Here is a 26,096-nt window from a genome sequence, read left to right as displayed (position 1 = left end):
GGGGCGCTCACGCCACCTCGGCGGAACATGATCGAAGCTATCGGCGACCACTGACAACGCGGCCGGACGGCGGTCGGGGCGCGGGGGAACGAGGTAGCTGGGCAGGGCGGCCGCATCAGCGAGGTGGTCAACGCCGCGCTCGCTCCTCACCTCTCTGACCTCCGATTTCGGTGGTCGAAATATCGGACATGTGAGAGATGTTGACACTCTTCGACGGCTTCCTATCATCAATGCTTGTCCGTAACTGCGACCGTTGTTCGAAATACCGTCAAATCTGGTCGCCGTTCTGACAGCTCCGGACGCGCACGGCAGCAGTCTTCGATCCGCTCCGGACGTCCTCAGAAATGACATGTTCATGCCTTTGCTGAGTCCGTCCGGCCCCGGCGGTGGGACGCCGCCGCCCCCCATCCCAGGAGGCCACTCATGTCTGTGACACCGACCCGCTCCAGGCGGGTCAGACCGCTAGCTCTGCTGGCGCTCGTGCTGGCCATGGCCACGGCCATGCTCGGCGGTCGGGCCTCCGCCGGCAGCAGCGCCGCAGCCGCCGGCACACTCCCCTGTGACCTGTACGCCTCCGGCGGCACGCCCTGCGTGGCCGCTCACAGCACGACCCGCGCACTGTACTCCGCGTACAACGGCCGCCTCTACCAGGTCAAACGCGCCTCCGACGGCGCCACCCGGGACATCGGTGTGCTCAGCGCGGGCGGTTACGCCGACGCTGCCGCGCAGGACTCGTTCTGCGCGGGAACGAGCTGCCTCATCACCGTCATCCAAGACCAGTCCGGCCGCGGAAACCACCTCACCCAGGCACCGCCCGGAGGGTTCTCGGGCCCGGCCGCGGGCGGGTACGACAACCTGGCGGAAGCATCCGCCGCACCGGTCACCGTGGGCGGTCACAAGGCATACGGCGTCTTCATCGCCCCCGGCACCGGCTACCGCAACAACAACACCAACGGCATCGCGACCGGAGACCAGCCGGAAGGCATGTACGCGATCCTCGACGGCAGTCACTACAACGGCGGCTGCTGTTTCGACTACGGCAACGCCGAGACCAACAGCCGAGACACCGGCAACGGCCACATGGAGACCATCTACTTCGGCAACAGCAAGTCCTGGGGCTACGGCAGCGGAAACGGCCCCTGGATCATGGCCGACCTCGAGAACGGCCTGTTCTCCGGGGTCAACCGCGGCTACAACGCGAACGACCCCAGTGTCAGTCACCGGTTCCTCACCGCCGTCGTCAAGGGCGGGCCGAACCAGTGGGCGATCCGGGGCGGCAACGTACAGTCCGGCGGCCTGTCCACCTACTACAGCGGACCGCGCCCCAACGTCTCGGGCTACAACCCGATGCACAAGGAAGGGGCCATCATCCTCGGCATCGGCGGCGACAACAGCAACAGTTCCGCCGGCACCTTCTACGAGGGTGTCATGACGTCCGGTTACCCCTCGGACGCCACCGAGAACGCCGTACAGGCCAACATCAACGCGGCCGGCTACGCGACGTCCGCCGCGACGAGCGGCCTGACCGCGGGCTCGCGGGTCTCGCTGCGGGCCACCACTTCCTGCTGCACCACCCAGTACCTCCGGCACAACAGCGCCGACAGCAACGCCTCCATCGCGACGGTCTCCTCCTCCAGCGCGTCCGCCGACAAGGCCGCCGCCACCTGGATCGTGCGCGCGGGCCTGGGTGACGCCTCCTGCGTCTCCTTCGAGTCCGCCGACAAACCGGGCCAGTACCTGCGGCACTACGACTTCCGGCTGCGCATCGCCGGCGACGACGGCAGCGCACTGTTCCGGCCGGACGCCACGTTCTGCCCCCAGGCAAGCCACAACGGCCAGGGCGTCTCGCTCCGGTCCGCCAACTACCCCAGCGACTTCGTACGCCATTACAGCCAAGACGCCTACATCGCGAGCCACGGCGGCTCCCACACCTGGGACAACACCGCGCTCTGGGCCGACGACACCAGCTGGGCCGTGGCCTCCCCCTGGGCCTGACACCCACCCCGCACCACCCGCACCACGGCCGTGCCACCCGACCCGGTGGCACGGCCGCCTGTGCCGGGCAGCGTCGCGGGGGATCCGTCCCGCCCGCCCGCGCAGCCAGGCGTCCCCTCTTCCTGGGACCAGCGGTACCAGGAAGGACGCAGTCATGCGCGGGCCCCGACGGGGACGCCGCCGGGGCCCGCGGCTGCCGGCTCGGCGAGGTCCGGCGTACCCGGCTCAACTCACTGCCGCGGCCTCACTCGTTGCGCAGCGCCTCCGCGACCGTGAGCCGTGCCGCGCCCCGTGCCGGGACGTACGCGCCCAGGACCGCGATCGCGACGCCCGACAGGGCCACGAGAGCCAGGGTGCCGGTCCGCCAGACGTCCGTCATGAAGGCGGGCAGGACGATGTCCACGGCGTCCGCCATCCGCGGCACCACCAGGTCGTAGCCCGCGATGCCCAGCGGGACACCGAGCAGTGAGCCGACCGCGCCGAGCAGCGCCATCGATGTCACCACCATCACGATCACCTGACGCGGCGTCATGCCGATCGACTTCAGCGTGCCCAGGTCGCGGCGGCGGTCGCGGGTGTTGAGGACCACCGTGTTGAGGACGCCGAGGGAGGCCACCACGGCGAGCATCGCGGTGAGCAGTGCCGCGGAGCCGACGATGGTCTGGGTGACGGTGTTCGGGCCTTGCGGCACCGGGTCGATGCCGGGGTCGACGGCCCTGGCCGCGCGCGCGTAGGCGGCCGGGTCCGCGTCGCCGCGCAACGCGACCAGGTACGCGATGGGCTTCTCGCCCGGGGACAGCGCCGTCAGCGTCGGCCAGTCGGTGAAGACCAACTGACCGTTGGGGTCCATGGACTCGCCGACGACGACCACCTTCTCCCGGCGGTCGCCCTTCTCCAGGACGAGACGGTCACCGACCCGCAGGCCGTGCCGGTGCAGAAAGGCCGAGGTGGCCACGACCTCGCCGGTACCGCGCGTCCACCGGCCCTCGACGAGCACGGTGTCCGACTGCGGCCGGTCACCGCGGCGTCCCTCGAGCATCACCGGCCGCACCGAGCCGGCGATACGGGCCTCCGCGACCCCCCTCGCGGTGATACCGCTCGCACCGGGCAGCGCGCGCAGCAGCGACTGGAGCGCGAGGTCCCCATGCTCCGGCCCGATCACCTTGCCGTGGCTGACCCTGCTCGCGTACACGGAGACCTGGTAGGCGTCCCGGCCCGCGTCCCCGAACCTGGTCATCGTCGTTCCCAGGCCGGTCGCGAACGTCACGGTGGCCACCCCGAGGACCACGGCGGCGAGCGTGAGGCCGCTGCGGCCGGGCCGGGCGAACGGCAGGCCCACCCCCAGGCTCACCGACCGCGGCAGCCTGCTGCCCGCCAGCCGGCGCTGGATGCCCAGAGCCCGTCCGGCGCGCGGGGCGCTACCCGCGCTGATCGCCCGCGCCGCGGACAGCCGGTGCGCACGCGCCGCCGGAATGAGCGCGGCGAGCACGCAGACGGCGGGCATGCCGAGCAGCGCGAGCACGTTCACCCAGGGCGCGATGCCGACGCTGTTGTGGAACACCCCAGCGTCCGGTCCCATGAACACGAACTGCAGGAGGGGACGCGCCAGTAGGTTGCCGACGACGGTGCCGACCACGCAGCCCGCGACCGCGGGGACGGAGACCATCGTGAGGTAGACGGCGACGACCTGTCCCGGCGTGAATCCCAGCGCCTTGAGGACGCCGATGTGCCGGAAGCCGGAGATCACCGCGCCGCTCACCACGTTGCCGACGATGAGCACCGCCACCACGATGCCCAGAACGCCGAACGCCATCAGATACGGGGCGTAGGCCCGCGCCGAACTTCCCACCTGGCTTTTGAGCGTGAGATACGACTGTGAGGCGGTGAGCGCGTCCTTGGGCAGCTCCGCGGTCAGCGCGGACAGGGCCGCGCGGAGCCGGCTCTCCGAGGACGCGTCCGTGAAGCGGAACAGCATCTGGGTGGCTGTCGGGTGCAGGGCAGGCATCTGATCGGGCGCGACCCAGGCGTCCGCGGTGCGGCTCATGTCGAAGCCGAACCCGACGATGGTGAGGGTCGGCCCCGAGGGCACCTTGATCCGCTCGCCGAGGTCGTGGGGCGTCCAGTCCGACTGCCGGTTCACGACGATCTCACCGGGCCGGGTGGCCCAGCGGCCCGCCCACAGGTCCACCCGGTCCACCGGGCCCCCGGGACCGGGACGGCCCACGACCGTGACCGCGCCGGGAAGGCCGTGCGCGCCGTCCCTCGGGAGGTCGAGCACGGCCTGCGCGAAGGGCCCGGCGGCGGCCTCGACCCCGGGCCGGCGAGCCGCTTGCGCCAACTGCGCGTCCGAGACCTTGGCGGGATCGAACGCGGCGACGACGTGCGGGCCATGCTGCTGGGCGAACCCCTTGTCGAACGGGGCGGAGGCCGCGTCGACCAGGCCGAGCGCGACCACGATCGCCCCGGTCGAGGTCAACGTGACCAGCCAGATGACGAACGTCTGCAGCCTGCGCCGCCGTACGGCCGCCTGCGCGGCCCGCCACACCGCCCTCATGCGGACGGCTCCAGGGCGTGCTCGCCCGCCACCCGGCCGTCGGCGAGGAGGACCAGCCGGCTGGCGCAGCGCCGCGCGAGGTGCTCGTCGTGCGTGACCAGGATCAGCGTCTGGCCGATCTGGTTGAGGTCGAGCAGCAGGTCCATCACCTGCTCGCCGGAGCGGCTGTCCAGGGCGCCGGTCGGCTCGTCGGCCAGTAGCAGGGCGGGGCGGTTCATCAACGCCCGGGCCACGGCGACGCGTTGCCTTTCACCACCGCTGAGCACGGCGGGATAGGCGTTCCGGCGGTCGGCGATGCCGAGTTCCTCGAAGAGTTCCAGCGCGCGGCGGCGGGCCTGCCGGGCCGGGGTGCCGGTCAGCTGCGCGGCCAGGGCGACGTTGTCCAAGGCGGACAGGTCGTCGATGAGGTTGAAGAACTGGAAGACCATGCCGATCCGCCGCCGCCGGTACAGGGCCAGCCCCTTCTCGCTCAGCTCCCCGACGTTCTCCCCGTGCACGAGGACCGTGCCGCCCGTCGGCCGGTCCAGGCCCGAAATCATGTTGAGCAGGGTGGACTTGCCGCACCCCGAGGGTCCCATCACCGCGACCGCCTCCCCGGCCCGGATCTCGAGCGACACCCCGTCCAGCGCCGTCGTCCCGCCGTACTCCTTGCGCACACCGTCGAGCCGTACGACGGCCTCTCCGCTGCTGTCCTCAGTGACCATGAACCGGACGCTAGGCGAAGACAGGCGCGTCGGCATCGCCCCCTGGATGGCACTCCGACCCGCACCTCATCCTCCGGATGCAGGCCCATGGATCCGCAGGCTGATGCGGATGGGACGCCGTTCTGCGAAGGTGGCCTCCGTGTGGGAGTGGGAGCCGGACGCCCTGATGGCGGCGCTGGGCGTGACGTGCGCGGCCGCCGGATGGCTGGCGGTGGCGCTGGTGCGCACGAGGCGCGGGTGGCGGACCGTCGTGGGGGAACGCGGCTGGCTGCTGGAGCGGGAGCGGGCGAGCGCCGCCCGTACCGCGGTTGCGGCCGAACGTGACCGTATCGCCCGTGAGTTGCACGACATCGTCAGCCACAACGTCAGCCTCATGGTGGTTCAGGCCGGGGCCGCGAGGGAGGTGCTGGGCACCATGCCGGACGAGGCCGCGGCGGCCCTGAGGGCAGTGGAGGACGCGGGGCGCGGCGCGATGACCGACCTGCGGCATCTGCTGGGCCTGCTGGCGCCGTCACAGAGCGGCGAGGACACGGACTACGAGGACCTGGTCGCGGGCGCGGGAGGCGACCGCGGGGCCGCGGGACCGGCGCCGCAGCCCGGCCTCGACCGGCTCGGCCCGCTCGTGGACCGGATCTCGTTCGCCGGACTGCCCGTGGAGGTACGGATCTCCGGCGAGCCGCGCCCGCTGCCCGAGGGCGTCGACGTGACCGCCTACCGCATCGTCCAGGAGGCCCTGACCAACGCGCTCAAGCACGGCGACCGCGGCAAGGCCGAGGTGACCGTGCGGTACGCGGACCACGCCCTGCGGGTGGAGGTCCTGAACACCGGCCCGAGCGTGCTGACCGGCACCGCGCCCGCGCAGCCCGCCTCGGCACCGGCCGCCCCACGACATGGGGACGGCACGGGCCGTGGACTTCTCGGTCTGCGGGAGCGGGTCGCGGTGTACGGAGGAGACCTGGACGCCCGGCGCCGACTCGGCGGCGGCTACCGGGTGAGGGCACGCATCCCCCTGGACCGCCCATGACGACGACCACCGCGGGGCCCGCGCCGCGCGTCCTCATCGCCGACGACCAGACGCTCATCAGAACCGGCTTCCGGCTGATCCTGACCGCCCGCGGCATCGAGGTCGTGGGGGAGGCGGCAGACGGCGAGGAAGCGCTGGCGGCAGCGAGTGAACTCAGACCGGACGTCGTCCTGATGGACATCCGCATGCCGAACATGGACGGCCTCGAAGCCACCCGCCGCATCCTGGAACGACTTCCCGACTGCCGGGTCCTCATCCTGACCACCTTCGACCTGGACCGCTACGTCTACACCGCGCTGTCCGTCGGGGCCAGCGGCTTCCTGCTGAAGGACGTCACCCCGGAACACCTGGCGGCGGCCGTACGCCTCGTCGACACCGGCGACGCCCTGCTGGCCCCGTCCATCACCCGCCGGCTGGTCGAACGCTTCGCCTCGGAGCCCGCCCGCACACCCACCGTGCACACCGACCTGGCCACCCTGACCCCCCGCGAACTGGAAGTCCTGACCCTGCTGGCCCGCGGCCTCTCCAACGCCGAACTGGCCACCGAACTGACCCTGAGCGAAGCCACGGTGAAGTCCCACGTGGCCCGCATCTTCGCCAAGCTGTCCCTCCGGGACCGGGCGCAGGCGGTGGTGCTTGCGTATGAGACGGGGCTGGTGCGACCCGGGGACTTCGGGGCGAGCAGACCCTCGGGTCCATGACCGGACCAACGGCTCGCCACCTCGCCATGCGGACATGAGCAGGTTCGCAACCTGGCTCCTCCGCGTCCCGGGGGTGGTGCAGCCGTCGCCGTAGGTGGCTTGGAGGTCGGCGAAGGCATCCCGGACCTGCGGCACCGCTGCTCCCGGCGCGGCTCCCGTGGTCGGGTGGCCCGCCGTAGCGGAAGCGCCGGCCACTGGAGACACAGGTCTCGCGGCCGCTGCTCGCGGCAGCGACCGGCGTGGCCGAGGACGCGTGCCGCCGACGAGCCGGATGACCTCGGGAAGTCGGTGCAGGTCATGGGCATCTTGGAGTAACCCGTACCGGTGTCCGGGCACGGATTGACGGCCGTTAACATCCGCCTATGTCCGAAACTTCCGCGCAGCGCCGACTGCGGAACGACTCGCGCACCGCGGCCGTGGCGGCCCATGAACGTGTCGCGCTGCCGACCAGCAAGGCGGAGGCCCTGCTTCGTACCCTCCGGGCCGGGGAGACGGTGCTGGCCCTCTATCGGGCAGGGATGGGGTACGCCGCGCTGACCGTGGACGCCCTCATCCTTCTGAGCGGAGACGCTCCCACGCGGGTTCCGAGGCCTCTGGCGATTCTGAGCCCCGCGCACGGCGCCAAGCGGCGCGTGGACGTGTCTGTGAACGGACGGCGTATCGGCCTCTGGGGCTCGCAGCTCGACGCGTCCGGAGAACTCATCGAGCGGGCCGGAAAGCGAGTGCCCGATCCACTGGCCGAGGACTGGCGCACGGCCAGGGCCGCCGCCGGCGAAAACATCACTCTGCCCCATGACTTCAAGAAGGTGCTACTGGAAGAGCTCGGGTCCGAGGAAGTCGTCCGGGCCGTCTACCACAACGGCTGGGGCTATGCCGTGCTCACCAGGAACGGCCTCATCCTTCTCCGGAATCTCCTGGCGCCCAGAGCGACCCGCGTCCCCGTGCCCTTGCGCATCCTCCGGCGTACATACGGCATGTTGAACTCTGCCGAGGTCCTTGCCGACGGAAAGCCGCACAAGCTGCACGGCTCAAAGCTCGACCCGAAGGGAGAACTCCTCGAGGCCGTGGGTGAAGTCCTGCCTCCCGACTCCCCTTTGCGCCCTGGTCGCGGGACGCGGTTTTCCACCTGGATACGCAGGCACCCGGTCCTCGTGGCCGTAGCTGCGGCCGGAGTGCTCTCCGCCGGCCTCTACCCGGGGTCCAGCGGGGAGGAGGCCGTGGCCCAAGCGCCCGCAGAACACGCCCTGCTCGTTTCCGACTTCAACGGGATCTCTCTTACTGCAGCGGCTGCGAAGGCCCGCCTTCAGCCGTGGCAGACCGTGTCGGCAGCCGACGCCTCTTCTTCTCAGCGGCCGGTGAATCCCACCGCGACCGGCTGGCAGGTCTGCTTCCAGAGCCCATCCCAAGGTGAGGCAGTCCGTCCGTCGATCGGGATGCTGACCCTGTACGCGGTCCCGGAGGAGGAGGCGTGCCCGACCTGGCTGCACGGCCCCCGCCGGATCGTCATGCCGGACCTCGTCGGTGAACGGTTCGACCATGCCTCCCGTACCTTGAGCGCCCTCGGCTTCGATCGCACAGTCAACTTCCACGCCCATAACGCCAAGCGTCTGGACGAGGAGCCGCAGGACCTGGCCGACTGGCGGGTGTGCCGTCAGCACCCGGAGCCCGACACCGAGGTCCAGACCGGGACACAGATCGACCTGTGGCTGATCGGCCTCGGCGCCCCCTGTACCGAACCCAGCTCGGAGCCGAAGCCTCAACCAAAGCCGAAGCCTGAACCAAAGCCGAAGCCCGAGCCGCGCCCCCAGCCCTCGTACGGAACCGCCTCGGGCGGCGGCACCACAGGTGGTGGCCGCACAAGTGGGGGCTCGGCCGGCAGCGGTGGTGTCCCCGGCGGCGGCACCACCAGCGGCGGGTCCTCCGGCGGCTCGGGCGGTAGTACCAGCGGTGGCACGGGTGGAAGCGGAGGTCAGACCGGTATCGGGTTCGGGCAGTACTGCTCTCCTGTCGGTGCCACTGCGACGACCGCCGACGGGCGACCCGCAAAGTGCTTCATGGGCAAGGACGGCAAGGCTCGATGGGGATACAACTCCGGCTGACAGCAGGGACAGTGGAAGGAGCCGCGGGGCCCAGGGACCGGCCCCTCCCGCAGCCCGGCCCGGCCCTGAGCGGCAGGACCGGGCCGCGGGTGGTGATGCCGTGTCAACCGCGAGGCAGCCGAACGCTGATCGGGGAGCTCTCTCGGTTCGCGCGGTCCACCGACGTGACCGTGTACTTGGCGCCCTCCGGGGCTGCCGGGACGGTCCACTCGGCGTGGCGGGCGCCCGTGAGTACGGCCACGAGGCCGTCGTCGGCGGCGGTGTGCTGCCGTAGTGCGTACAGCGCGGGGACGTGGTTGCCGCGGGAGCGCACCTCGATCCGGATCCCGCCGTCGGCCGTCCGGGCCGCCGACGCGAGCGGGGGCAGTGGTGCGGGCCCGCGGGCGAGTCTCGGCAGGACCGGTGGCAGCGCGGGTCGCTGCCAGTGGTCGGCGGTCAGCCGGGTGACCGCGCCGATCGGGTCGGCGGTCACGTCCGTGGCGCTGAACAGGATCTCGCCGTTGATCTCCGGCAGCCCCCGGTCCGTCGTCAGGTGCCGGGAGAGCTCGGCGGGGTCCTGCCAGGCGGCCGGCTGGGCGGGGTCGCCGACCTTGTACACGGCCTGACCGATCCACAGCTGCACGTCGGTGCCGCGGACCGCCTGCGCCCACCACGGAGCGAGGGCGGCGTAGTCGGCCACCGCAAGACCGATGTTCCAGTACAGCTGCGGGGCGATGTAGTCCACCCAGCCCTTGCGCACCCAGCCCAGGCTGTCGGCGTTGAGCGCGTCGTAGGACTGGGTGCCGTTGGTGGCCGAGCCCCGCGGGTCGCTCGACGCGTTGCGCCAGATGCCGAAGGGGCTGATGCCGAACGCCGCCTCGGGACGGACCTCGCGCACTCGGTCGCGCACCTCCTGCACCAGCAGGTCCACGTTGTGCCGGCGCCAGGCCGCCCGGTCGGTGAAGCCCGTGCCGAACGCGGCGAAGGCGTCGTCGTCGGGGAAGTCCTGGCCGCCCACCGGGTAGGGGTAGAAGTAGTCGTCGAAGTGGACGCCGTCGATCTCGTAGCGCTCCACCGCGTCCATGATGGCGTTCTCGACGAAGGCGCGGGCGGCCGGGATGCCTGGGTTGTAGTACAGCTGGCCGCCGTAGGAGACGACCCATTCCGGGTGCAGCCGCGCCGGGTGGCCGGGCACGAGCTTGGTGACGTCGGACTGCAGCGAGATGCGGTACGGATTGAACCACGCGTGCAGGGCCAGCCCGCGGTCGTGCGCGGCCTCGACCATGAAGCCCAGCGGGTCGTAGCCGGGATCCTGGCCCTGAGTGCCGGTCAGGTACTGCGACCACGGCTCGTAGCGTGACGGCCAGAAGGCGTCGGCCGCCGGGCGGACCTGCGCGAATATCGCGTTGAGCCCGATCGATGCGGCGTGGTCGAGCAGCGCGACGAACTCCGCCTGCTGTGCGGCGGGGCTCAGTCCGGTCCGCGAGGGCCAGTCGATGTTGGCGACGGTGGCGATCCACTCGCCACGCAGCTCGCGGTCGCGGTACGCGGTCGGGGTGCCGTCGGCGGCGGCAGCCGCAGCAGCGGGGACGGGCAACCCCGTGGCGGCCAGGCCGGCCATCAGTCCTGCGGCCCGCAGCAGCACGCGGCGCGTGGGGCGACGTGCGGCCGAGCCGTGGTTCGCGGTGTCGGTCACGCGGACTCCTTGAAGAGAGACGGGAGCGGCTTGATCGGATCACCGTTCCCAGCGCGCCGTGCCTGGTCAACGAGCGGGGTGAAAATAGTTACCAAATCGCTAGCGTTCGATGTAAGAAACTTACATCGACGCGGAGTTGGGTTCAGCGTCCTGTCGCGCTGCCCGATTCCGCCGTCGGGAGCCTGCTCGACTACAGGGCAGCCGGTCCCTCCCCGGCTGGGCGAACCGCTGCACCGCGAACAGGAGCGGTGCAGCGCCCGGGGGCCTCCCTCCGTACACGGTCCTTCATGACGAACCGACCTGACGGGCTCCGACCAAGGCCCGTCCGCCTTGCTAGTGCTGTGGCCGGGAAGGTTTGCCGGGAAGCTCGCGGCGTCCGGTGCTGGGGGCACCTCCCACGCCCTTCAGGCAGTGGGGGAGCATCGCGAGGCGGAGCATTGCCCGCGTACTGGATGTACTCGGGTGATGCGACAACGCGGCGTGGGGGTACCCCCGGCCGAAGGCTGGGGGAGTGCCGTGCCGGGCGCCGCGAGCCGGTGAACCCTTCCGGTCACAGCACTAGCGCCGTCGCGGTTCCCGCACGCCGGCCGTGGCGGGGCGCGTCGCGTGGGCGTACCCGGCCGCCGCGGTGAGGAACACACCCATGACGGCGGCGGGGGCCGCGGCCGTCAGCCAGCGGGGGTCGTCGGCCGGGCCGGAGAGGGCGTGCAGGGCTGCCACGGTCACCGCCGCGACCAGGCCGCAGCCGAGGACGCCGGCGACGACGTTCCGGGAGCGGGACGGGCCGGGCGGGGGTGGGACGTGGCCCAGATGTGTCCAGTGGTGGGCCATCTCGCGGGCCTCGCGTCTGTGCCGGGCGGCGGCGTGCAGGCGCAGGGCGGTGGCGACGGTGGCGCCGGCGACGGCCGCGGCGACCGGCGTCCACCATGCCTCGGCGACGAGCAGCAGCACGGCGAGGGCGCCCGTGCCGGCCCAGCCGGTCACGCAGGCCGCGGCGGCGATGCGCCGGGACTCGGGCCGGTCCGCGCCGGCCCGCAGGTCGGCGAGGGCCGGCACGTACCAGACGGAGCCCGCGGTGGTGAGCGCCGCGGCTCCCAGGGCGGCGACGGCGTGTGGCACGGCCTACCTCGCCGCCTCTTCCACCTCGGCCCGCCCTGCGTCCCTGGCAGCCCCGGCGACACCGGCGGCCCCGCCGAACCCGGTGACACCCGTGACCCCGGAGATCTCCGGGTGGTGCAGGTCGAACGCCGGGGACTCGGTCCGAATCCGGGGCAGGGAGGTGAAGTTGTGCCGCGGCGGCGGGCAGGAGGTCGCCCACTCCAGGGAGCGGCCGTAGCCCCACGGGTCGTCGACGCCGACCCGCTTGCCGTACTTGGCGGTCTTCCAGACGTTGTAGAAGAACGGCAGCAGCGACAGGCCGAGCACGAACGACCCGATCGAGGAAAGGGTGTTGAGTGTGGTGAAGCCGTCGGCCGCGAGGTAGTCGGCGTACCGGCGCGGCATGCCCTCGACGCCCAGCCAGTGCTGGACCAGGAACGTGAGGTGGAAACCCACCGTGAGGGTCCAGAACGTGATCTTGCCGAGCCGTTCGTCGAGCATCTTGCCCGTGAACTTCGGCCACCAGAAGTGGAATCCGGCGAACATCGCGTACACCACCGTGCCGAAGATCGTGTAGTGGAAGTGCGCCACCACGAAGTACGAGTCGGACAGATGGAAGTCCAGCGGCGGGGAGGCCAGGATCACTCCGGTGAGACCGCCGAAGAGGAACGTGATCAGGAAGCCCACCGTCCACAGCATCGGTGTCTCGAAGCTCAGCGAGCCCTTCCACATGGTGCCGATCCAGTTGAAGAACTTCACCCCGGTCGGGACCGCGATCAGGAACGTCATGAAGGAGAAGAAGGGCAGCAGTACGCCGCCGGTGACGTACATGTGGTGTGCCCACACGGTCAGCGACAGGCCCGCGATGGAGATGGTGGCGCCGATCAGGCCCATGTAGCCGAACATCGGCTTGCGGGCGAAGACCGGGATGACCTCACTGACGATGCCGAAGAACGGCAACGCCAGGATGTACACCTCGGGATGGCCGAAGAACCAGAACAGGTGCTGCCACAGCAGTGCCCCGCCGTTGGCCGAGTCGAAGATGTGGCTGCCGAACTTGCGGTCCATCTCCAGGGCGAACAGCGCCGCCGCGAGCACGGGGAAGACGAGCAGCACGAGGAGCGCGGTCAGCAGCACGTTCCAGGTGAAGATCGGCATGCGGAACATGGTCATGCCGGGCGCGCGCATGCAGATGATCGTGGTGATGAAGTTGACCGAGCCGAGGATGCTGCCGAAGCCGGACAGCGCCACACCCATGATCCACATGTCGGACCCGATGCCCGGCGAGTGCACCGCGTCCGACAGCGGCGCGTACAGGAACCAGCCGAAGTCGGCGGCGCCCTGAGGGGTGAGGAAACCGCCGGCGGCGATGAGGGAGCCGAACAGGAACAGCCAGTAGGCGAGCATGTTCAGCCGCGGGAAGGCGACGTCGGGCGCCCCGATCTGCAGCGGCATGATCCAGTTCGCGAAGCCGGTGAAGAGCGGCATCGCGAACATCAGCAGCATGATCGAGCCATGCATCGTGAACGCCTGGTTGAACTGCTCGTTCGACATGATCTGCAGTCCGGGGCGGGCGAGTTCGGCGCGCATCACCAGCGCCATCACGCCACCGAGGACGAAGAACGCGAAGGCGGTGACGAGATACAGCGTCCCGATCTTCTTGTGGTCGGTGGTGGTCAGCCACTCCACCCACGAGGGCCGCACGGCGCCGTGCCCTGGGATCTGGGCCGCCTGCCCTCCTGTCACTGGGCCACGGGCCGCGTCCTTGTCCGCCACCGTGGTACCGGGAGCCGGCGTGGCCTCGTCCCCGTCTTCCGGGGCTTCCGGCCGCGCTGCCGCCGCCTGTTGTATGCGCACCTCGTCCACCGGACGGTGCCCTCCGCATCTGCTTGGTTCATCGACACAACGACGAGCCCGGAGGTGCTCCGGTTGAGGAACGGACCCGACCCTCCCGGCCGCCGCCTCATGATCGCCGGAGGGGTACGGGGTGCCGATAGGGCCGAACAGTCCCTGCACGGGGATGCGGATAGGGCCCAAAAGCCCTGCTTGGCCCCGGCGGCGTTCCGGGACCCCAACGCCGGTCTCTCCCCATGCCTCGCCAGGGGCCTGCCCCTTCCCGCGCCTCGCCAGGGGCCTGCCCCTCCCCGTGCCTCGCCAGGGGCCGGCCCGTCCCCGCACACCGCGAGCGGCCGGCCCGTCACCGCACCGCCCGGCCATGGGAGTGCGGGGGAGGGGCATGGAGCGGCCGCCCCTCCTGTTCAGGAAATGAACGGTGCGAGGGTCGAGAGCGCTCTCTTGGCCATGAATGCTTCACGCGAGTGAATGAAGCGTCAAGAGGTGCGGCCGAGTTCGGCCGGCGGGAGGCAGCAGGAGAAAGCAGGAAGTGACGCGACGTCAAGTCGCTCTCCACGTAGTCGAGATGCCATGACGTCCCGCTGAGCCGTCCGCGCCGTGCGTCGAGACCCAACCGTTGTACTGCGACTTCCCCGCCCTCCTGTCGCAGGTCAGGCGGCGCGTGCCGGTCGTATCGGGCCGAAGGTGCCGTCTCCGGCGCCGCCGACCGCCGATTCACCCTTGCCGGATCCCTTGACGACGCCCCGCCCGGAGGTTTAACTCACGTCCTAAATTAAGCCCTGAGGCGCCTTCGGAAGTCGAACCGAGCGAACCCCACCCGATCGCACGAGAACGAGCACGGGACATGGGAACGCGAGCGGTGTCGGCGTCCGGAGGACTCCTCGCGGTTCTCGACTCCCGGAAAGGGACACCAGGAGCCATGCGCAGTATCCGAGCCGCGGCCGTAGGCGCCGTCACCATGTCTCTCGCCCTAGCCGTCTCGGCCTGCGGAGGCGGTTCGTCGACGGGCGGCGGGTCCAGCGACTCGCCGAAGACGCTCACGTACTGGGCCTCCAACCAGGGCGCCAGCATCGAGATCGACAAGAAGGTCCTCCAGCCCGAACTCGACAAGTTCGAGAAGCAGACGGGCATCAAGGTGAAGCTGGAGGTCGTGCCCTGGTCGGACCTGCTGAACCGGATCCTCACCGCGACCACCTCCGGCCAGGGCCCCGACGTCCTCAACATCGGCAACACCTGGAGCGCCTCCCTCCAGGCCACCGGGGGGCTGCTGCCCTGGGACGCCAAGAACTTCGACAAGATCGGAGGCAAGGACCGCTTCGTCGACTCCGCGCTCGGCTCGACTGGTGCCCAGGGACAGGACCCGGCCGCCGTACCGCTGTACTCGATGGCGTACGCGCTCTACTACAACAAGCAGATCTTCGCCGACGCGGGCATCGCCAAGCCGCCGGCCACCTGGGACGAACTCGTCGCCGACGGCAAGAAGATCCAGGCCAAGGGCAAGCAGGTCATCGGCGCCGAGGGCGCCAACGTCTCGGAGAACATCCACCACGTCTTCGTCTTCGCCAAGCAGCACGGCGCCGACTTCTTCACCGCGGACGGCAAGCCCGACTTCACGAGCGACGGCGCGGTCACGGCGGTCAAGCAGTACGTCGACCTGATGGCCAAGGACAAGGTCATCCCGCAGGGCAACGCCGAGTACGCGCAGAACCAGTCGGTCAGCGACTTCGCCAAGGGCCGGACGGCGATGCTGCTGTGGCAGTCCGCCTCCGCCAACCTCAAGTCCCAGGGCATGAGCGAGGACGCCTACGGCATCGCCCCGGTCCCGGTGCAGTCCGGCACCCCCGGCACCGGCACGCAGGTGAACTCGATGGTGGCCGGCATCAACATCGCCGTCTTCAAGAACAGCCACAACCTCGACGGCGCCACGAACTTCGTGAAGTTCATGACCAGTGACGAGGAGCAGAAGATCCTCAACACGGCCTACAGCACCATCCCGCCGGTCGGGGCCGCCCAGTCGGACGCCGCCTTCAACACCCCGGCCAACGCCGTGCTGAAGGAAACCCTCGCCACGAGCGCCGCCGCGCTGCCGCAGGTCGCCGACGAGTCCCAGTTCGAGACGGCCGTCGGCACGGCCGTCAAGGAACTGTTCGCCGACGCCGCCGCCGGGCGCGCGGTCACCACGGCCTCGGTGAAGGCCAAGCTGCTCAAGGCCCAGCAGCAGATGCCGGCGAAGTGAGCGCGGACACCCACATGACGACCACCGCTCCCGCGCACACCGGCGGGACGACGGCACCCGTGAACCCACCCGGTGCGACGCGCGGGCCGCGCCGCCCCGGGTGGCTCGGACGCGTGTCGCTGCCGTACCTGCTGCTTCTGCCCGCCCTGGTGCTCGAACTCCTGGTCCACCTGGTGCCGATGGTGATCGGCGTCGTGATGAGCTTCAAGGAGCTTACCCAGTTCTACATCCGCGACTGGGGCACGGCCCCCTGGTCCGGCCTCGACAACTACCGCATGTCGGTGGACTTCAACGCCCCCGTCGGCGAGGCGCTGCTGCACTCCTTCCTCGTCACCGTCGCCTTCACCCTGCTGTCGGTCGGCCTGTGCTGGCTCATCGGCACCGTGGCCGCGGTCTGCATGCAGGACACCTTCCGCGGACGCGGCCTGCTGCGCGCCCTGTTCCTGGTGCCCTACGCGCTGCCGGTCTACGCGGCCGTCATCACCTGGGTGTTCATGTTCCAGCACGACAACGGCCTGGTGAACCACGTCCTGCACGACCAGCTGCACCTCACCGACAAGCCCTCGTTCTGGCTCATCGGCGACAACAGCTTCATCGCGCTGCTGACGGTGTCGGTGTGGAAGGGCTGGCCGTTCGCCTTCCTCATCGTCATGGCAGGACTCCAGAACATCCCGCGCGAGCTGTACGAGGCCGCCGCGCTGGACGGCGCCGGCATGTGGCAGCAGATCCGCCGCATCACCCTGCCGTCCCTGCGGCCGGTCAACCAGGTCCTGGTCCTGGTGCTGTTCCTGTGGACGTTCAACGACTTCAACACGCCGTACGTGCTGTTCGGCAAGGCCGCTCCCGAGGCCGCGGACCTCATCTCGGTCCACATCTACCAAGCCTCGTTCGTCACCTGGAACTTCGGCACCGGCTCCGCGATGTCCGTCCTGCTGCTGCTCTTCCTGCTGGTCGTCACCGGCGTCTACCTCGCGCTCACCTCACGCGGACGGAGGACCGCCGATGTCTGACGCACACGCCCACCGTTCGCCGACGGCGCCGCCGCGCTCCTTCCTGTGGACGCGGCGGATCTTCCTCACCCTGCTGACCGGCTTCGTCCTGCTGCCCGTCTATGTGATGGTCTCCAGCTCGCTGAAGCCGCTCGCGGACGTCACGGGCAAGTTCCGCTGGCTGCCGAGCGGTCTGACCTTCCGCCCCTACATCGACATCTGGTCGACGGTCCCGCTCGCCAGGTACTTCGTGAACTCGCTGATCGTGGCGGGCGCGGCGACGGTCTGCTCGGTGGTGATCGCGGTGTTCTCGGCGTACGCCGTCAGCCGCTACAGCTTCCGCGGCAAGCGCGTCTTCACGGTCACCGTCCTGTCGACGCAGATGTTCCCGGGCATCCTGTTCCTCCTCCCGCTGTTCCTGCTCTACGTCAACATCGGCAACGCCACCGGCATCGCCCTGTTCGGCTCGCGCGGGGGCCTCATCCTGACGTACCTCACCTTCTCGCTGCCGTTCTCGATCTGGATGCTGATCGGGTACTTCGACTCGGTGCCGCGCGACCTGGACGAGGCGGCACTGGTGGACGGCTGCGGGCCGCTCGGCGCGCTGTTCCGGGTCGTCGTGCCGGCCGCGATCCCCGGCATCGTCGCGGTCGCCGTCTACGCCTTCATGACCGCCTGGGGTGAGGTGCTCTTCGCGTCCGTGATGACCAACGACACCACCCGCACGCTCGCCGTGGGGCTCCAGGGCTACTCCACGCTCAACGACGTCTACTGGAACCAGATCATGGCCGCCTCGCTCGTCGTCAGCGTGCCCGTGGTCGCCGGCTTCCTGCTGCTTCAGCGCTACCTCGTCGCGGGGCTCACCGCGGGAGCGGTGAAGTGACCACCAACACCCCAAGTCTCGAAAGGACTTCCGTGTCCGACGCCATTGACCTCGCCGCACTCCCGCACGACTTCCGGTGGGGCACGGCCACATCGGCGTACCAGATCGAGGGAGCCGTCGCCGAGGACGGCCGCTCGCCGTCCATCTGGGACACCTTCTCCCACACTCCCGGCAAGATCGACAACGACGACCACGGCGACATCGCCTGCGACCACTACCACCGCTGGCGCGAGGACGTCGCGCTGATGAGCCGACTGGGCCTGAACGCCTACCGGTTGTCGATCGCCTGGCCGCGCGTGATGCCGGAGGGCGACGGCCTCGTGAACCCCAAGGGCCTCGACTTCTACGACGAGTTGATCGACGGACTGCTCCAGGCGGGCATCACCCCCTCCGTCACCCTCTACCACTGGGACCTGCCGCAGGCCCTCCAGGACCGCGGCGGCTGGCCCGAGCGCGAGACCGCCGAGCACTTCGCCGCCTACGCCTCGGTCGTCGCCGAACGCCTCGGCGACCGGGTGTCCCACTGGACCACCCTCAACGAACCCCTGTGCTCCGCCTGGATCGGTCACCTCGAGGGCAAGATGGCTCCCGGCCTGACCGATCTGACGGCCGCGGTCCGCGCCTCCTACCACCTGCTCCTCGGCCACGGCCTGGCCGCCCAGGCGATCCGCGCCGCGACGCCCGGCGCCGAGGTCGGCATCGTCAACAACCTCTCCACCGTCTTCCCCGCCACCGACCGTCCCGAGGACGAGGCCGCCGCCCGCCGCCACGACGGCCACGTCAACCGCTGGTGGCTGGACCCCGTCCACGGCCGCGGCTTCCCCGCCGACATGCGCGAGGTCTACGGCGTCGACCTCCCCGAGCGCCCGGGCGACCTCGACATCATCGCCGCCCCGCTGGACTGGCTCGGCCTCAACTACTACTTCCCGGCGACGGTGGCCGACGACCCCGACGGGCCGGTGCCCCACGCCCGTTCCGTACGCCGCCCGGACGTGCCCCGCACCGGCATGGACTGGGAGATCGACGCGTCCGGCATCGAGACGCTGCTGCTGCGCCTCACCCACGAGTACGGCGCCCGGAAGCTCTACGTCACCGAGAACGGCTCCGCCTTCCCCGACACCGTGGGCCCCGACGGCACGGTCGACGACCCCGAACGCCAGGACTATCTGGTGGGACACCTGGCCGCCTGCGCCTCCGCCGCCCGCAAGGGCGCCCCGCTGGCCGGCTACTTCGCCTGGTCGCTGCTGGACAACTTCGAGTGGGCGTACGGCTACGCCAAGCGTTTCGGCCTCGTCCACGTCGACTACGCCACCCAGGCCCGCACCATCAAGGGCAGCGGCCACCGGTACGCGGACATCGTGCGCGCGCACGGGGAGCTGGGGCGCGGGGCCGCCTGAGCCCGGCCGGGCCGGCGGACGCGGCCCCTCGGGGGGAAGCGGCGACCCGCCACCGGCGCTCCACAGGCCGCACGCGCCGCGCTCTTCGCACGCGGTACGGGCCCGGATCACATCCCCCGTGATCCGGGCCCGTCGGCATGGTGCGGAGTCACGCGGCCCGCGCCGGCTCCAGCACCTCCTCGACCGGGGCGGCCCGCAGCAGCCCGCCGGTCCCGGCGGCGATGTCCCGCACCCGCGCGGTCCGCCACAGCCACAGCACGTCCCGGCCGAACGACCACACCAGCAGTCCCAGCGCCAGCAGCACCACACCGGCGGTGGCCGGCAGGGGCAGCAGGTCCGCGCCGGCGAGCAGCAGGCAGACGCCCTGGAGCGCGGCGACCGTCTTGCGGGCGGTGCTCGGCGGCAGGGGCACGTTCAGCCAGGGCAGCACGCGGGCGGCGGCGACGAAGACGTACCGCATACCGCCGATCAGCAGCACCCACGGGCCGAGCATCGTCGAGACGTACACGCTGAGCACCAGGATCAGGAACGCGTCCACCTCCATGTCGAAGCGGGCGCCGAGCGCCGTGGAGGTGCCCGTACGACGGGCCACTTTGCCGTCGACGCCGTCCAGGATCAGGGCCACCGTCGTCAGGGCGACCAGCAGCGACACCGGCGGCGCGCTCTCGAAGGAGTCCGCCACCAGTGCCGTCACCCCACCGACGAGAACGGCCCGGCCCAGGGTCACCCGGTTGGCCGGGCCGAAGGAACGGAGCCGCGACCGGTGCAGCGCCCGGGAGAGCACCGCCCAGGTGGCGACCGCGAAGACCAGACCGGTCGCCCAGCCCGCGGGACCCATGCCGATCGCCGGGCCGAGCAGGGCCAGCAACAGGATCTGCGCGCCCGCTCCCACCGCGGTCTCCTGCTGGACCAGCCGTGCGTCGTACGTGTTGTTCAGGGCCACCGAACATCCTCCGGCCGAGTGACAGAGTCGATCAACGCCGCGTACGTTGTGCGCGGCCTGTGCACTTCTCGGTACGTGAACAACTTCCCGATCGTTCAGGAGGATTCTCGATGAACCGCTCCGCCCGCGCCTTCTGGCTGACCTCGCCGGGCCACGGCGAGATACGCCGGACGGACCTTACGGAACCCGGGCCGGGCGAGGTGGTCGTCCGCGCGCTCTACTCCGGGGTCAGCCGCGGAACGGAGACGCTCGTGTTCCGCGGCCAGGTGCCCGAGAGCCAGTACGAGGTCATGCGGGCGCCGTTCCAGGAGGGCGACTTCCCGGGCCCGGTGAAGTACGGCTACCTCAGTGTCGGGGTGGTGGAGGAGGGCCCGCGGGAGCTGACCGGGCGTACGGTCTTCTGCCTTCATCCGCACCAGAGCCGCTACGTCGTCCCGGCGAGCGCGGTGACCCGTGTGCCGGAGAACGTGCCGGCCGGGCGCGCGGTGCTCGCGGGCACCGTCGAGACCGCCGTGAACGCGCTGTGGGACGCCGCGCCCCTGGTCGGCGACCGTATCGCCGTCGTCGGCGGTGGCATGGTCGGCTGCTCGGTGGCGGCCCTGCTGGCCCGGTTCCCCGGCGTGCGCGTCCAACTGGTGGACGCGGACCCGGCCCGCGCCGAGGTCGCCGAGGCGCTCGGCGTGGGCTTCGCGCTGCCCGGGGACGCGCTCGGCGAGTGCGACCTCGTCGTGCACGCCAGCGCCACCGATCAGGGCCTCGCCCGCGCGCTGGAACTGCTCACCCCCGAGGGCACCGTCCTCGAACTGAGCTGGTACGGCGACCGGCGCGTCGCCCTCCCGCTCGGCGAGGCCTTCCACTCCCGCCGGCTGGTCATCCGCGGCAGCCAGGTCGGCACCGTCTCCCCGGCCCGCCGCTCCAGCCGCACGTACGCCGACCGGCTGGCCCTCGCGCTCGACCTGCTCGCCGACCCGGCCCTGGACGCCCTCGTCACCGGGGAGAGCGCGTTCGAGGAACTGCCGGAGGTGATGCCGAGGCTCGCCTCCGGCGAGATTCCGGCGCTGTGCCACCGGGTCAGGTACGACGACCGTTCATGACGGATCGTCCGATCCGGGACGACAAGAGCGCCTGACCTTGAGAAAAGAGTGAGAGGGCACTGAACAACGGGAAGCGAAGAGCCGTACTACACGGCATCCCCCGGCAGGCACCGGCCGGGGGACCAGACGCGCCGCACCTGGAGGGTCGTCCGTTGTTCAGCATCACCGTCCGCGATCACATCATGATCGCCCACAGCTTCCACGGCGAGGTCTTCGGGCCCGCGCAGCGTCTGCACGGCGCCACGTTCCTCGTGGACGCCACCTTCCGGCGCGAGCAGCTGGACGACGACAACATCGTCGTCGACATCGGACTGGCCACGCGGGAACTCAGCGCCGTGGTGGGCGAGCTGAACTACCGCAACCTCGACCACGAGCCCGACTTCGCCGGCATCAACACCTCCACGGAGTTCCTGGCCAAGGTCATCGCCGACCGGCTCGCCGAACGGATCCACAAGGGCGCCCTGGGCGAGGGCGCCAAGGGACTGGCCGGCCTCACCGTCACACTCCACGAGTCGCACGTCGCCTGGGCGAGTTACGAGCGTGCGCTGTGACCGACACGACCGTCCACCGCCCCTCGCCCCTGGCCTACCTGCCCGCGCAGCGCGCCGGCTCGGAGAACGTCGGGATCATCCCCATGTCCCTGCGCACCGTGCACTTCGTCCTGCCGGGCGGCGTCGACGACCCGGCCACCCCGAGCGGCGGCAACGCCTACGACCGCCGGGTGAGCCTGGACCTGCCCGGCTTCGGCTGGCAGGTCAGGGCGCATCCCGTGGACGGTGCCTGGCCCCGCCCCGACACCCGGGCCCGTGACGAACTCGCCCGCGTCCTGCGCGAGTTGCCCGACGGCGCGGTCGTCCTCCTCGACGGGCTCGTCGCCTGCGGGGTGCCCGAGACGATCGTGCCCGAGGCCGAGCGGCTGCGCCTGGCCGTCCTCGTCCACCTGCCGCTCGGCGACGAGACGGGACTCGACCCGGCCGTGGCCGCGGAACTGGACGCCAGGGAACGCCAGGTGCTGCGCGCGGTGTCCGCCGTCGTCGCCACCAGTGACTGGGCGGTGCGCCGCCTCGTCTCCCACCACGGCCTCGCCCCCGAGCGGGTCCACGCCGCCACCCCCGGCGCCGACATCGCGCCCCTCGCCCCCGGCACCGACGGGGTCTCCCGGCTGCTGTGCGTCGCCTCGGTCACCCCGCGCAAGGGGCAGCACCGGCTGGTGGAGGCACTGGCCGCGGCCACCGACCTGCCGTGGAGCTGCACCTGTGTCGGCGCGCTCACCCAGGACCCCGCCTATGTCGACCGGTTGCGCGGCCTGATCGCGGAGTACGGCCTGCAGGACCGCTTCCACCTGGTCGGACCGCGGGCCGGAGCCGAGCTCGACGCCAGCTACGCCGCCGCCGACCTGATGGTCCTCGCCTCCTACGCGGAGACGTACGGCATGGCGGTCACCGAGGCCCTCGCCCGGGGCATCCCGGTGCTCGCGACCGATGTCGGCGGGGTGGGCGAGGCGGTCGGCCGCGCCCCCGACGGCGGGGTGCCCGGCATGCTCGTACCACCGGAGGACCCCGCGGCCCTCGCCGCCGAACTGCGGGGCTGGTTCGGCGAGGCCGACGTCCGGCGCCGGCTGAAGTCCGCCGCCCGCGGCAGGCGCGCCGCCCTCGACGGCTGGGCCAACACCGCCCGCAGCCTGGCCGGCGTGCTCGGCCGGCTGCCGAAGGAACCCAGGAGGGCGGCATGACCACGCCGGATACGTCCGTGGAGGCCGCCCGGCCCACCGGCGCCATCCCGTCCGAGCCGGGCACGTGGGAGCGGCCCGCTCCCGCCCCGGGCGCGGCGGGGCGATCGGCCCCCGAGACGGCGCGGCTCGCAGGAAAGGACCCCTCGGCCATGGCGGACACCGGCGCGTTCTCCCCACAGGCGGCTCAGCACTCCGAGCCCCCGGCGGTGATTCCGGGGGCCGGGCCCGCGCAGCGGCCCGGGGAACGGGCCACCGTAAGGCTTCGGGAGGGCGCGACGGAGGAGGAGCCGCCCCGGTACGCACCCGAGTGGTTGCAGCTCCGGGAGGCGGCGGACGCCGCCGCGCGGGCGACGGAACTGCTCGATCCGCTGCGGATCCGGCTGGTCAACCTGCCGAGCCGGCACGGCGGGCTCGTGGTGCACGACCTGGGATGCGGCACCGGCTCGATGGGCCGCTGGCTCGCCTCCCGGCTGGACGGCGCCCAGCACTGGGTCCTGCACGACCGCGACCCCTACCTGCTGCACTTCGCGGCCGTCGCCTCCCCGCGCGCCGCCGCCGACGGCAGCCGGGTCACCGTGGAGACGCGGCGCGGCGACGTGGCCCGGCTCACCCCGGACGCCCTGTCCGGCGCGTCCCTGGTCACGGCCTCCGCGCTGCTGGACGTCCTGACCCGCGAGGAGATCGACACCCTCGCCGCGGCCTGCGCCGGGGCGGGCTGCCCGGCGCTGCTGACCCTCTCGGTGGCCGGCCGGGTCGAACTGACCACGGCCGATCCGCTGGACGCCGAGATCACCGAGGCGTTCAACGCCCATCAGCGGCGCACCGGACTGCTCGGTCCCGACGCGGTCGACGCGGCCTGCGAGGCCTTCGCCGCGCACGGCGCCACCGTACGACTGGACCCGAGCCCCTGGCGGCTCGGCCCCGATCAGCGCGAACTGACCGCCCAGTGGCTGCGCGGCTGGGTCGGCGCGGCCGTCGAACAGCGTCCCGAGCTGAAGCCGCGCGCGGACCGTTACCTCGCCGACCGCCTGGAGGCCTGCGCGGCGGGGGAGTTGCGGGTCGTCGTGCACCACAACGACCTGCTGGCGCTGTCCCGGCCGACGGATCGTGCCGCATGAGCGCGCAGGCGGTGGACGCACCTCTCGTACGCGACCCGAAGGCGGGGGAGTACGACGCTCCCGGTGCCGCCGACGTGTCCGCCCCCGACGCGCTCGGCGCACCTGACGGGGCCGGCGTACCCGGAGGGGCCGGCGCACCTGACGGGGCCGACGTGTCCAACGCGCCCAGCGCTCCCCGTGCCCACGGCACATCAGGCGGCGACCTCCGCGGCCGTACCCCGCTCGCGGCTGCGCTCTCCCGCCTCAACACCCGTGCTGCGCGGACCCACTTCGGTACCGTCGCCGGAGTCGCCATCCTCGCCGTGCTGTTGTGGCGGCTGGGCACCGGCGTCTTCCTGGACGGGCTGCGACGGATCGACACGCCGACCCTCCTCGTGGCGCTGGGCATCGGGGTGGTCACCACCGTGTTCAGCGCCTGGCGCTGGCAGTTGGTGGCCCGTGGCCTGCGCATCCGGCTGCCGCTCGGCCCGGCGGTGGCCGACTACTACCGTGCGCTGTTCCTGAACGCGGCGCTGCCCGGCGGCGTCCTGGGCGATGTGCACCGGGCGGTGCGGCACGGGCAGAGCGCCGGCGATCTGGGACGCGGCGTGCGGGCCGTTGTCCTCGAACGGGTCGCCGGGCAGATCGCGCTCGCCGTCACCGGCGCGGCGGTCCTCCTCACCCTGCCGTCCCCCGTGCGCGACCAGACGCGGCACCTCGTGGCCCTGCTCGCCTTCGCCGCCGCCGGCGCGTTCGCCATCGTCCTCGCCCTGCGCATGAACCGCGCGCCCTCGCACCGGGGGCGAGCCCTGCGCCGCACCCTCGCCGAGGCCCGCGAGGGACTGCTGTCCCGCCGCAACGGGCCCGGTGTCGCGCTGTCCTCGGCCGTCGTCCTGGCCGGACACATCGGGATGTTCGTGGTCGCCGCGCACGTCGCCGGCCTCGCCGCCCCGGTGCTCGTCCTGCTGCCCCTGGCCGTCCTCGCGCTGGTCGCCATGGGACTGCCGCTGAACGTGGGCGGGTTCGGGCCCCGCGAGGGCGTCGCCGCCTGGGCGTTCGGCGCCGCCGGACTCGGCGCGAGCACCGGAGTGGCCGTGGCCGTGGTGTACGGGGTGCTGAGCTTCGTGGCCGGCCTGCCGGGCGCCCTCGTCCTCGTCGCCCGCTGGTACACCGCGATGCGCGCCGGGTCCCGCCCCGCCGAACCGGCCCCGGAACCCGGCCGCGCCTCCGGCGGGGACTATGCGCGCCCGCTCCCCGGCAACTCCAATCCCTCGGACGTGAGCAGCGAGAAATACGGACCGAAGGAATCCGCCAGGCTGTTCAGCAGTTCCTCACCCTTTTCCGCGGAACCCAGGGAAGGGCGGCCGATGACGCCCGATTCGGTATAGGCGGACATTCCGGTGGTGAGCAGATGCCGCCGGTCGTCCGCGACGAAATCGGCGGACTCGTAACCGGCCCGGACCATTTCCGGATGAGCGTGCAGAAGAATGGAGGTCTCGATTTCCCCCGCGTGCATGTCGGTGAGCGGCGAGGTGCGCACCCCGGCCGCCTCGAGGGCCGTCTGCCAGTCCTCCGCGGCGGGGAACAGCGCGAGGCGCTCACCGCGCACGGAGGCCTCCTGAACGACGTTGCCCAGCACGTAGTTGCCGCCATGACCGTTGACGACCACCAGGGCCTCGACGCCGGAGCGGCGCAGCGAGTCCGCGATGTCCCGCACCACCGCATGAAGGGTCACGGAAGAGATGCTGACGGTTCCCGGCCAGGCGGCGTGCTCGTGCGAGCAGGAGATCGTCACCGGCGGAAGGAGATGCACCGGGTACGCGTCGGCGATCCGGCGGGCGATGGCACAGGCGACCAGCGTGTCGGTCGCCAACGGGAGGAACGGGCCGTGCTGTTCGAAACTGCCCACCGGCAGCACCGCCACCTGCCGTGAGAGGTCCGCCCCCCGCGTCCGTACGTCTTGCGTGGTGTCCGCCGGCAACAGACCATGTGCCGTCGGCCGCGTTCCCGAACCACTCATT

Annotated in this window: 18 protein-coding genes and 2 pseudogenes; 13 read left to right on the top strand and 7 right to left on the bottom strand. The window is 71.4% G+C overall.

The window, feature by feature from the left end:
• Positions 1–423: 423 nt before the first annotated feature.
• Positions 424–1,995, top strand: a complete 1,572-nt coding sequence (locus TNCT6_RS03630; protein WP_141356494.1) for an alpha-L-arabinofuranosidase B — start codon at positions 424–426, stop codon at positions 1,993–1,995.
• Positions 1,996–2,239: 244 nt separating this feature from the next.
• On the opposite strand, the gene TNCT6_RS03625 is transcribed toward TNCT6_RS03630, so the two are convergent.
• Together TNCT6_RS03625 and TNCT6_RS03620 are read right to left on the bottom strand one after the other, a co-directional pair.
• On the bottom strand, positions 2,240–4,549 hold the full coding sequence (locus TNCT6_RS03625) for an FtsX-like permease family protein (RefSeq protein WP_141356492.1): 2,310 nt from the start codon (positions 4,547–4,549) through the stop codon (positions 2,240–2,242).
• Positions 4,546–5,253 (bottom strand): ABC transporter ATP-binding protein, encoded by a 708-nt coding sequence (locus TNCT6_RS03620; RefSeq protein ID WP_141356490.1) that lies wholly within the window; start codon positions 5,251–5,253, stop codon positions 4,546–4,548. Before TNCT6_RS03620 ends, TNCT6_RS03625 begins: the two co-directional genes overlap by 4 nt.
• Before the next feature lie 109 nt (positions 5,254–5,362).
• Here TNCT6_RS03620 and TNCT6_RS03615 point away from each other — a divergent pair, with 109 nt between their 5' ends.
• The 3 genes from TNCT6_RS03615 to TNCT6_RS03605 all read left to right on the top strand — a co-directional run bounded on the left by TNCT6_RS03615 (position 5,363) and on the right by TNCT6_RS03605 (position 9,077).
• Complete coding sequence (locus tag TNCT6_RS03615; RefSeq protein ID WP_216372763.1) at positions 5,363–6,277, top strand: sensor histidine kinase; 915 nt, start codon at positions 5,363–5,365, stop codon at positions 6,275–6,277.
• Positions 6,274–6,978: a response regulator transcription factor gene (locus TNCT6_RS03610; RefSeq protein ID WP_141356488.1), complete on the top strand. Its 705-nt coding sequence runs from the start codon at positions 6,274–6,276 to the stop codon at positions 6,976–6,978. The genes TNCT6_RS03615 and TNCT6_RS03610 overlap by 4 nt, the downstream gene beginning before the upstream one ends.
• 494 nt (positions 6,979–7,472) lie before the next feature.
• Entirely contained in the window at positions 7,473–9,077 is a 1,605-nt protein-coding gene (locus TNCT6_RS03605; RefSeq protein ID WP_172632794.1) for a PASTA domain-containing protein, read from the top strand.
• Between the two features lie 400 nt (positions 9,078–9,477).
• Here TNCT6_RS03605 and TNCT6_RS03600 read toward each other — a convergent pair.
• The 3 genes and pseudogenes from TNCT6_RS03600 to ctaD all read right to left on the bottom strand — a co-directional run.
• A pseudogene (locus TNCT6_RS03600) lies at positions 9,478–10,677 on the bottom strand (glycoside hydrolase family 10 protein); the annotation flags it as partial.
• A 633-nt stretch (positions 10,678–11,310) separates the two neighbouring features.
• A complete protein-coding gene (locus TNCT6_RS03595) occupies positions 11,311–11,871 on the bottom strand; it encodes a hypothetical protein (protein WP_141356484.1) in 561 nt (186 codons plus the stop codon).
• Between the two features lie 3 nt (positions 11,872–11,874).
• Entirely contained in the window at positions 11,875–13,596 is a 1,722-nt protein-coding gene (gene ctaD, locus TNCT6_RS03590) for a cytochrome c oxidase subunit I (RefSeq protein WP_373996145.1), read from the bottom strand.
• A 1,027-nt stretch (positions 13,597–14,623) separates the two neighbouring features.
• On the opposite strand from ctaD, the gene TNCT6_RS03585 reads away from it, so the two are divergent.
• From TNCT6_RS03585 to TNCT6_RS03570, 4 genes are read left to right on the top strand one after another with little or no spacing between them, the layout of a single operon-like run.
• On the top strand, positions 14,624–15,940 hold the full coding sequence (locus TNCT6_RS03585) for a sugar ABC transporter substrate-binding protein (protein ID WP_141356482.1): 1,317 nt from the start codon (positions 14,624–14,626) through the stop codon (positions 15,938–15,940).
• 14 nt (positions 15,941–15,954) lie between these two features.
• Positions 15,955–16,950 carry a carbohydrate ABC transporter permease gene (locus TNCT6_RS03580; RefSeq protein WP_141356480.1) on the top strand — a complete coding sequence of 332 codons (996 nt, stop codon included), beginning with the start codon at positions 15,955–15,957 and terminating at the stop codon, positions 16,948–16,950.
• The gene (locus TNCT6_RS03575; protein WP_141356478.1) at positions 16,943–17,812 is read left to right on the top strand and encodes a carbohydrate ABC transporter permease; all 870 of its coding nucleotides are present in this window, start codon (positions 16,943–16,945) and stop codon (positions 17,810–17,812) included. The genes TNCT6_RS03580 and TNCT6_RS03575 overlap by 8 nt, the downstream gene beginning before the upstream one ends.
• A 32-nt stretch (positions 17,813–17,844) precedes the next feature.
• Positions 17,845–19,209 (top strand): GH1 family beta-glucosidase, encoded by a 1,365-nt coding sequence (locus TNCT6_RS03570; RefSeq protein WP_141356476.1) that lies wholly within the window; start codon positions 17,845–17,847, stop codon positions 19,207–19,209.
• 148 nt (positions 19,210–19,357) lie between these two features.
• On the opposite strand, the gene TNCT6_RS03565 is transcribed toward TNCT6_RS03570, so the two are convergent.
• Positions 19,358–20,152, bottom strand: coding sequence for a CDP-alcohol phosphatidyltransferase family protein (locus tag TNCT6_RS03565; protein ID WP_141356474.1), 795 nt, complete (start codon positions 20,150–20,152; stop codon positions 19,358–19,360).
• 110 nt (positions 20,153–20,262) lie between these two features.
• On the opposite strand from TNCT6_RS03565, the gene TNCT6_RS03560 reads away from it, so the two are divergent.
• The 5 genes and pseudogenes from TNCT6_RS03560 to TNCT6_RS03540 form a co-directional block, all read left to right on the top strand.
• A complete protein-coding gene (locus TNCT6_RS03560) occupies positions 20,263–21,246 on the top strand; it encodes a zinc-binding alcohol dehydrogenase (RefSeq protein WP_141356472.1) in 984 nt (327 codons plus the stop codon).
• 152 nt (positions 21,247–21,398) lie between these two features.
• Positions 21,399–21,797, top strand: a complete 399-nt coding sequence (locus tag TNCT6_RS03555) for a 6-carboxytetrahydropterin synthase (RefSeq protein ID WP_141356470.1) — start codon at positions 21,399–21,401, stop codon at positions 21,795–21,797.
• The gene (locus TNCT6_RS03550; protein ID WP_141356468.1) at positions 21,794–22,978 is read left to right on the top strand and encodes a glycosyltransferase family 4 protein; all 1,185 of its coding nucleotides are present in this window, start codon (positions 21,794–21,796) and stop codon (positions 22,976–22,978) included. Before TNCT6_RS03555 ends, TNCT6_RS03550 begins: the two co-directional genes overlap by 4 nt.
• A 149-nt stretch (positions 22,979–23,127) precedes the next feature.
• The gene (locus TNCT6_RS03545; RefSeq protein WP_141366038.1) at positions 23,128–24,096 is read left to right on the top strand and encodes a methyltransferase domain-containing protein; all 969 of its coding nucleotides are present in this window, start codon (positions 23,128–23,130) and stop codon (positions 24,094–24,096) included.
• Positions 24,093–25,151: pseudogene (locus tag TNCT6_RS03540) on the top strand (lysylphosphatidylglycerol synthase transmembrane domain-containing protein); the annotation flags it as partial. The gene TNCT6_RS03545 and the pseudogene TNCT6_RS03540, both read left to right, overlap by 4 nt.
• 161 nt (positions 25,152–25,312) lie before the next feature.
• On the opposite strand, the gene TNCT6_RS03535 reads toward TNCT6_RS03540, so the two are convergent.
• Complete coding sequence (locus TNCT6_RS03535; RefSeq protein WP_141356464.1) at positions 25,313–26,095, bottom strand: creatininase family protein; 783 nt, start codon at positions 26,093–26,095, stop codon at positions 25,313–25,315.
• Between the last annotated feature and the right edge of the window lies 1 nt (position 26,096).

It is taken from the genome of Streptomyces sp. 6-11-2 (assembly GCF_006540305.1).
In the GTDB taxonomy this organism is placed as follows: Bacteria; Actinomycetota; Actinomycetes; order Streptomycetales; family Streptomycetaceae; genus Streptomyces.
Note: the sequence above shows the minus strand (reverse complement) of the source record. Positions and strands in the feature narration are given on the sequence as shown.

Excerpts from the sequence above, each read along its gene's own strand:
- TNCT6_RS03630 (WP_141356494.1), top strand. The coding sequence starts at position 424 with ATGTCTGTGACACCGACCCGCTCCAGGCGGGTCAGACCGCTAGCTCTG.
- TNCT6_RS03625 (WP_141356492.1), bottom strand. The coding sequence starts at position 4,549 with ATGAGGGCGGTGTGGCGGGCCGCGCAGGCGGCCGTACGGCGGCGCAGG.
- TNCT6_RS03620 (WP_141356490.1), bottom strand. The coding sequence starts at position 5,253 with ATGGTCACTGAGGACAGCAGCGGAGAGGCCGTCGTACGGCTCGACGGT.
- TNCT6_RS03615 (WP_216372763.1), top strand. The coding sequence starts at position 5,363 with ATGGGACGCCGTTCTGCGAAGGTGGCCTCCGTGTGGGAGTGGGAGCCG.
- TNCT6_RS03610 (WP_141356488.1), top strand. The coding sequence starts at position 6,274 with ATGACGACGACCACCGCGGGGCCCGCGCCGCGCGTCCTCATCGCCGAC.
- TNCT6_RS03585 (WP_141356482.1), top strand. The coding sequence starts at position 14,624 with ATGCGCAGTATCCGAGCCGCGGCCGTAGGCGCCGTCACCATGTCTCTC.
- TNCT6_RS03580 (WP_141356480.1), top strand. The coding sequence starts at position 15,955 with ATGACGACCACCGCTCCCGCGCACACCGGCGGGACGACGGCACCCGTG.
- TNCT6_RS03575 (WP_141356478.1), top strand. The coding sequence starts at position 16,943 with ATGTCTGACGCACACGCCCACCGTTCGCCGACGGCGCCGCCGCGCTCC.
- TNCT6_RS03560 (WP_141356472.1), top strand. The coding sequence starts at position 20,263 with ATGAACCGCTCCGCCCGCGCCTTCTGGCTGACCTCGCCGGGCCACGGC.
- TNCT6_RS03545 (WP_141366038.1), top strand. The coding sequence starts at position 23,128 with ATGGCGGACACCGGCGCGTTCTCCCCACAGGCGGCTCAGCACTCCGAG.
- TNCT6_RS03535 (WP_141356464.1), bottom strand. The coding sequence starts at position 26,095 with ATGAGTGGTTCGGGAACGCGGCCGACGGCACATGGTCTGTTGCCGGCG.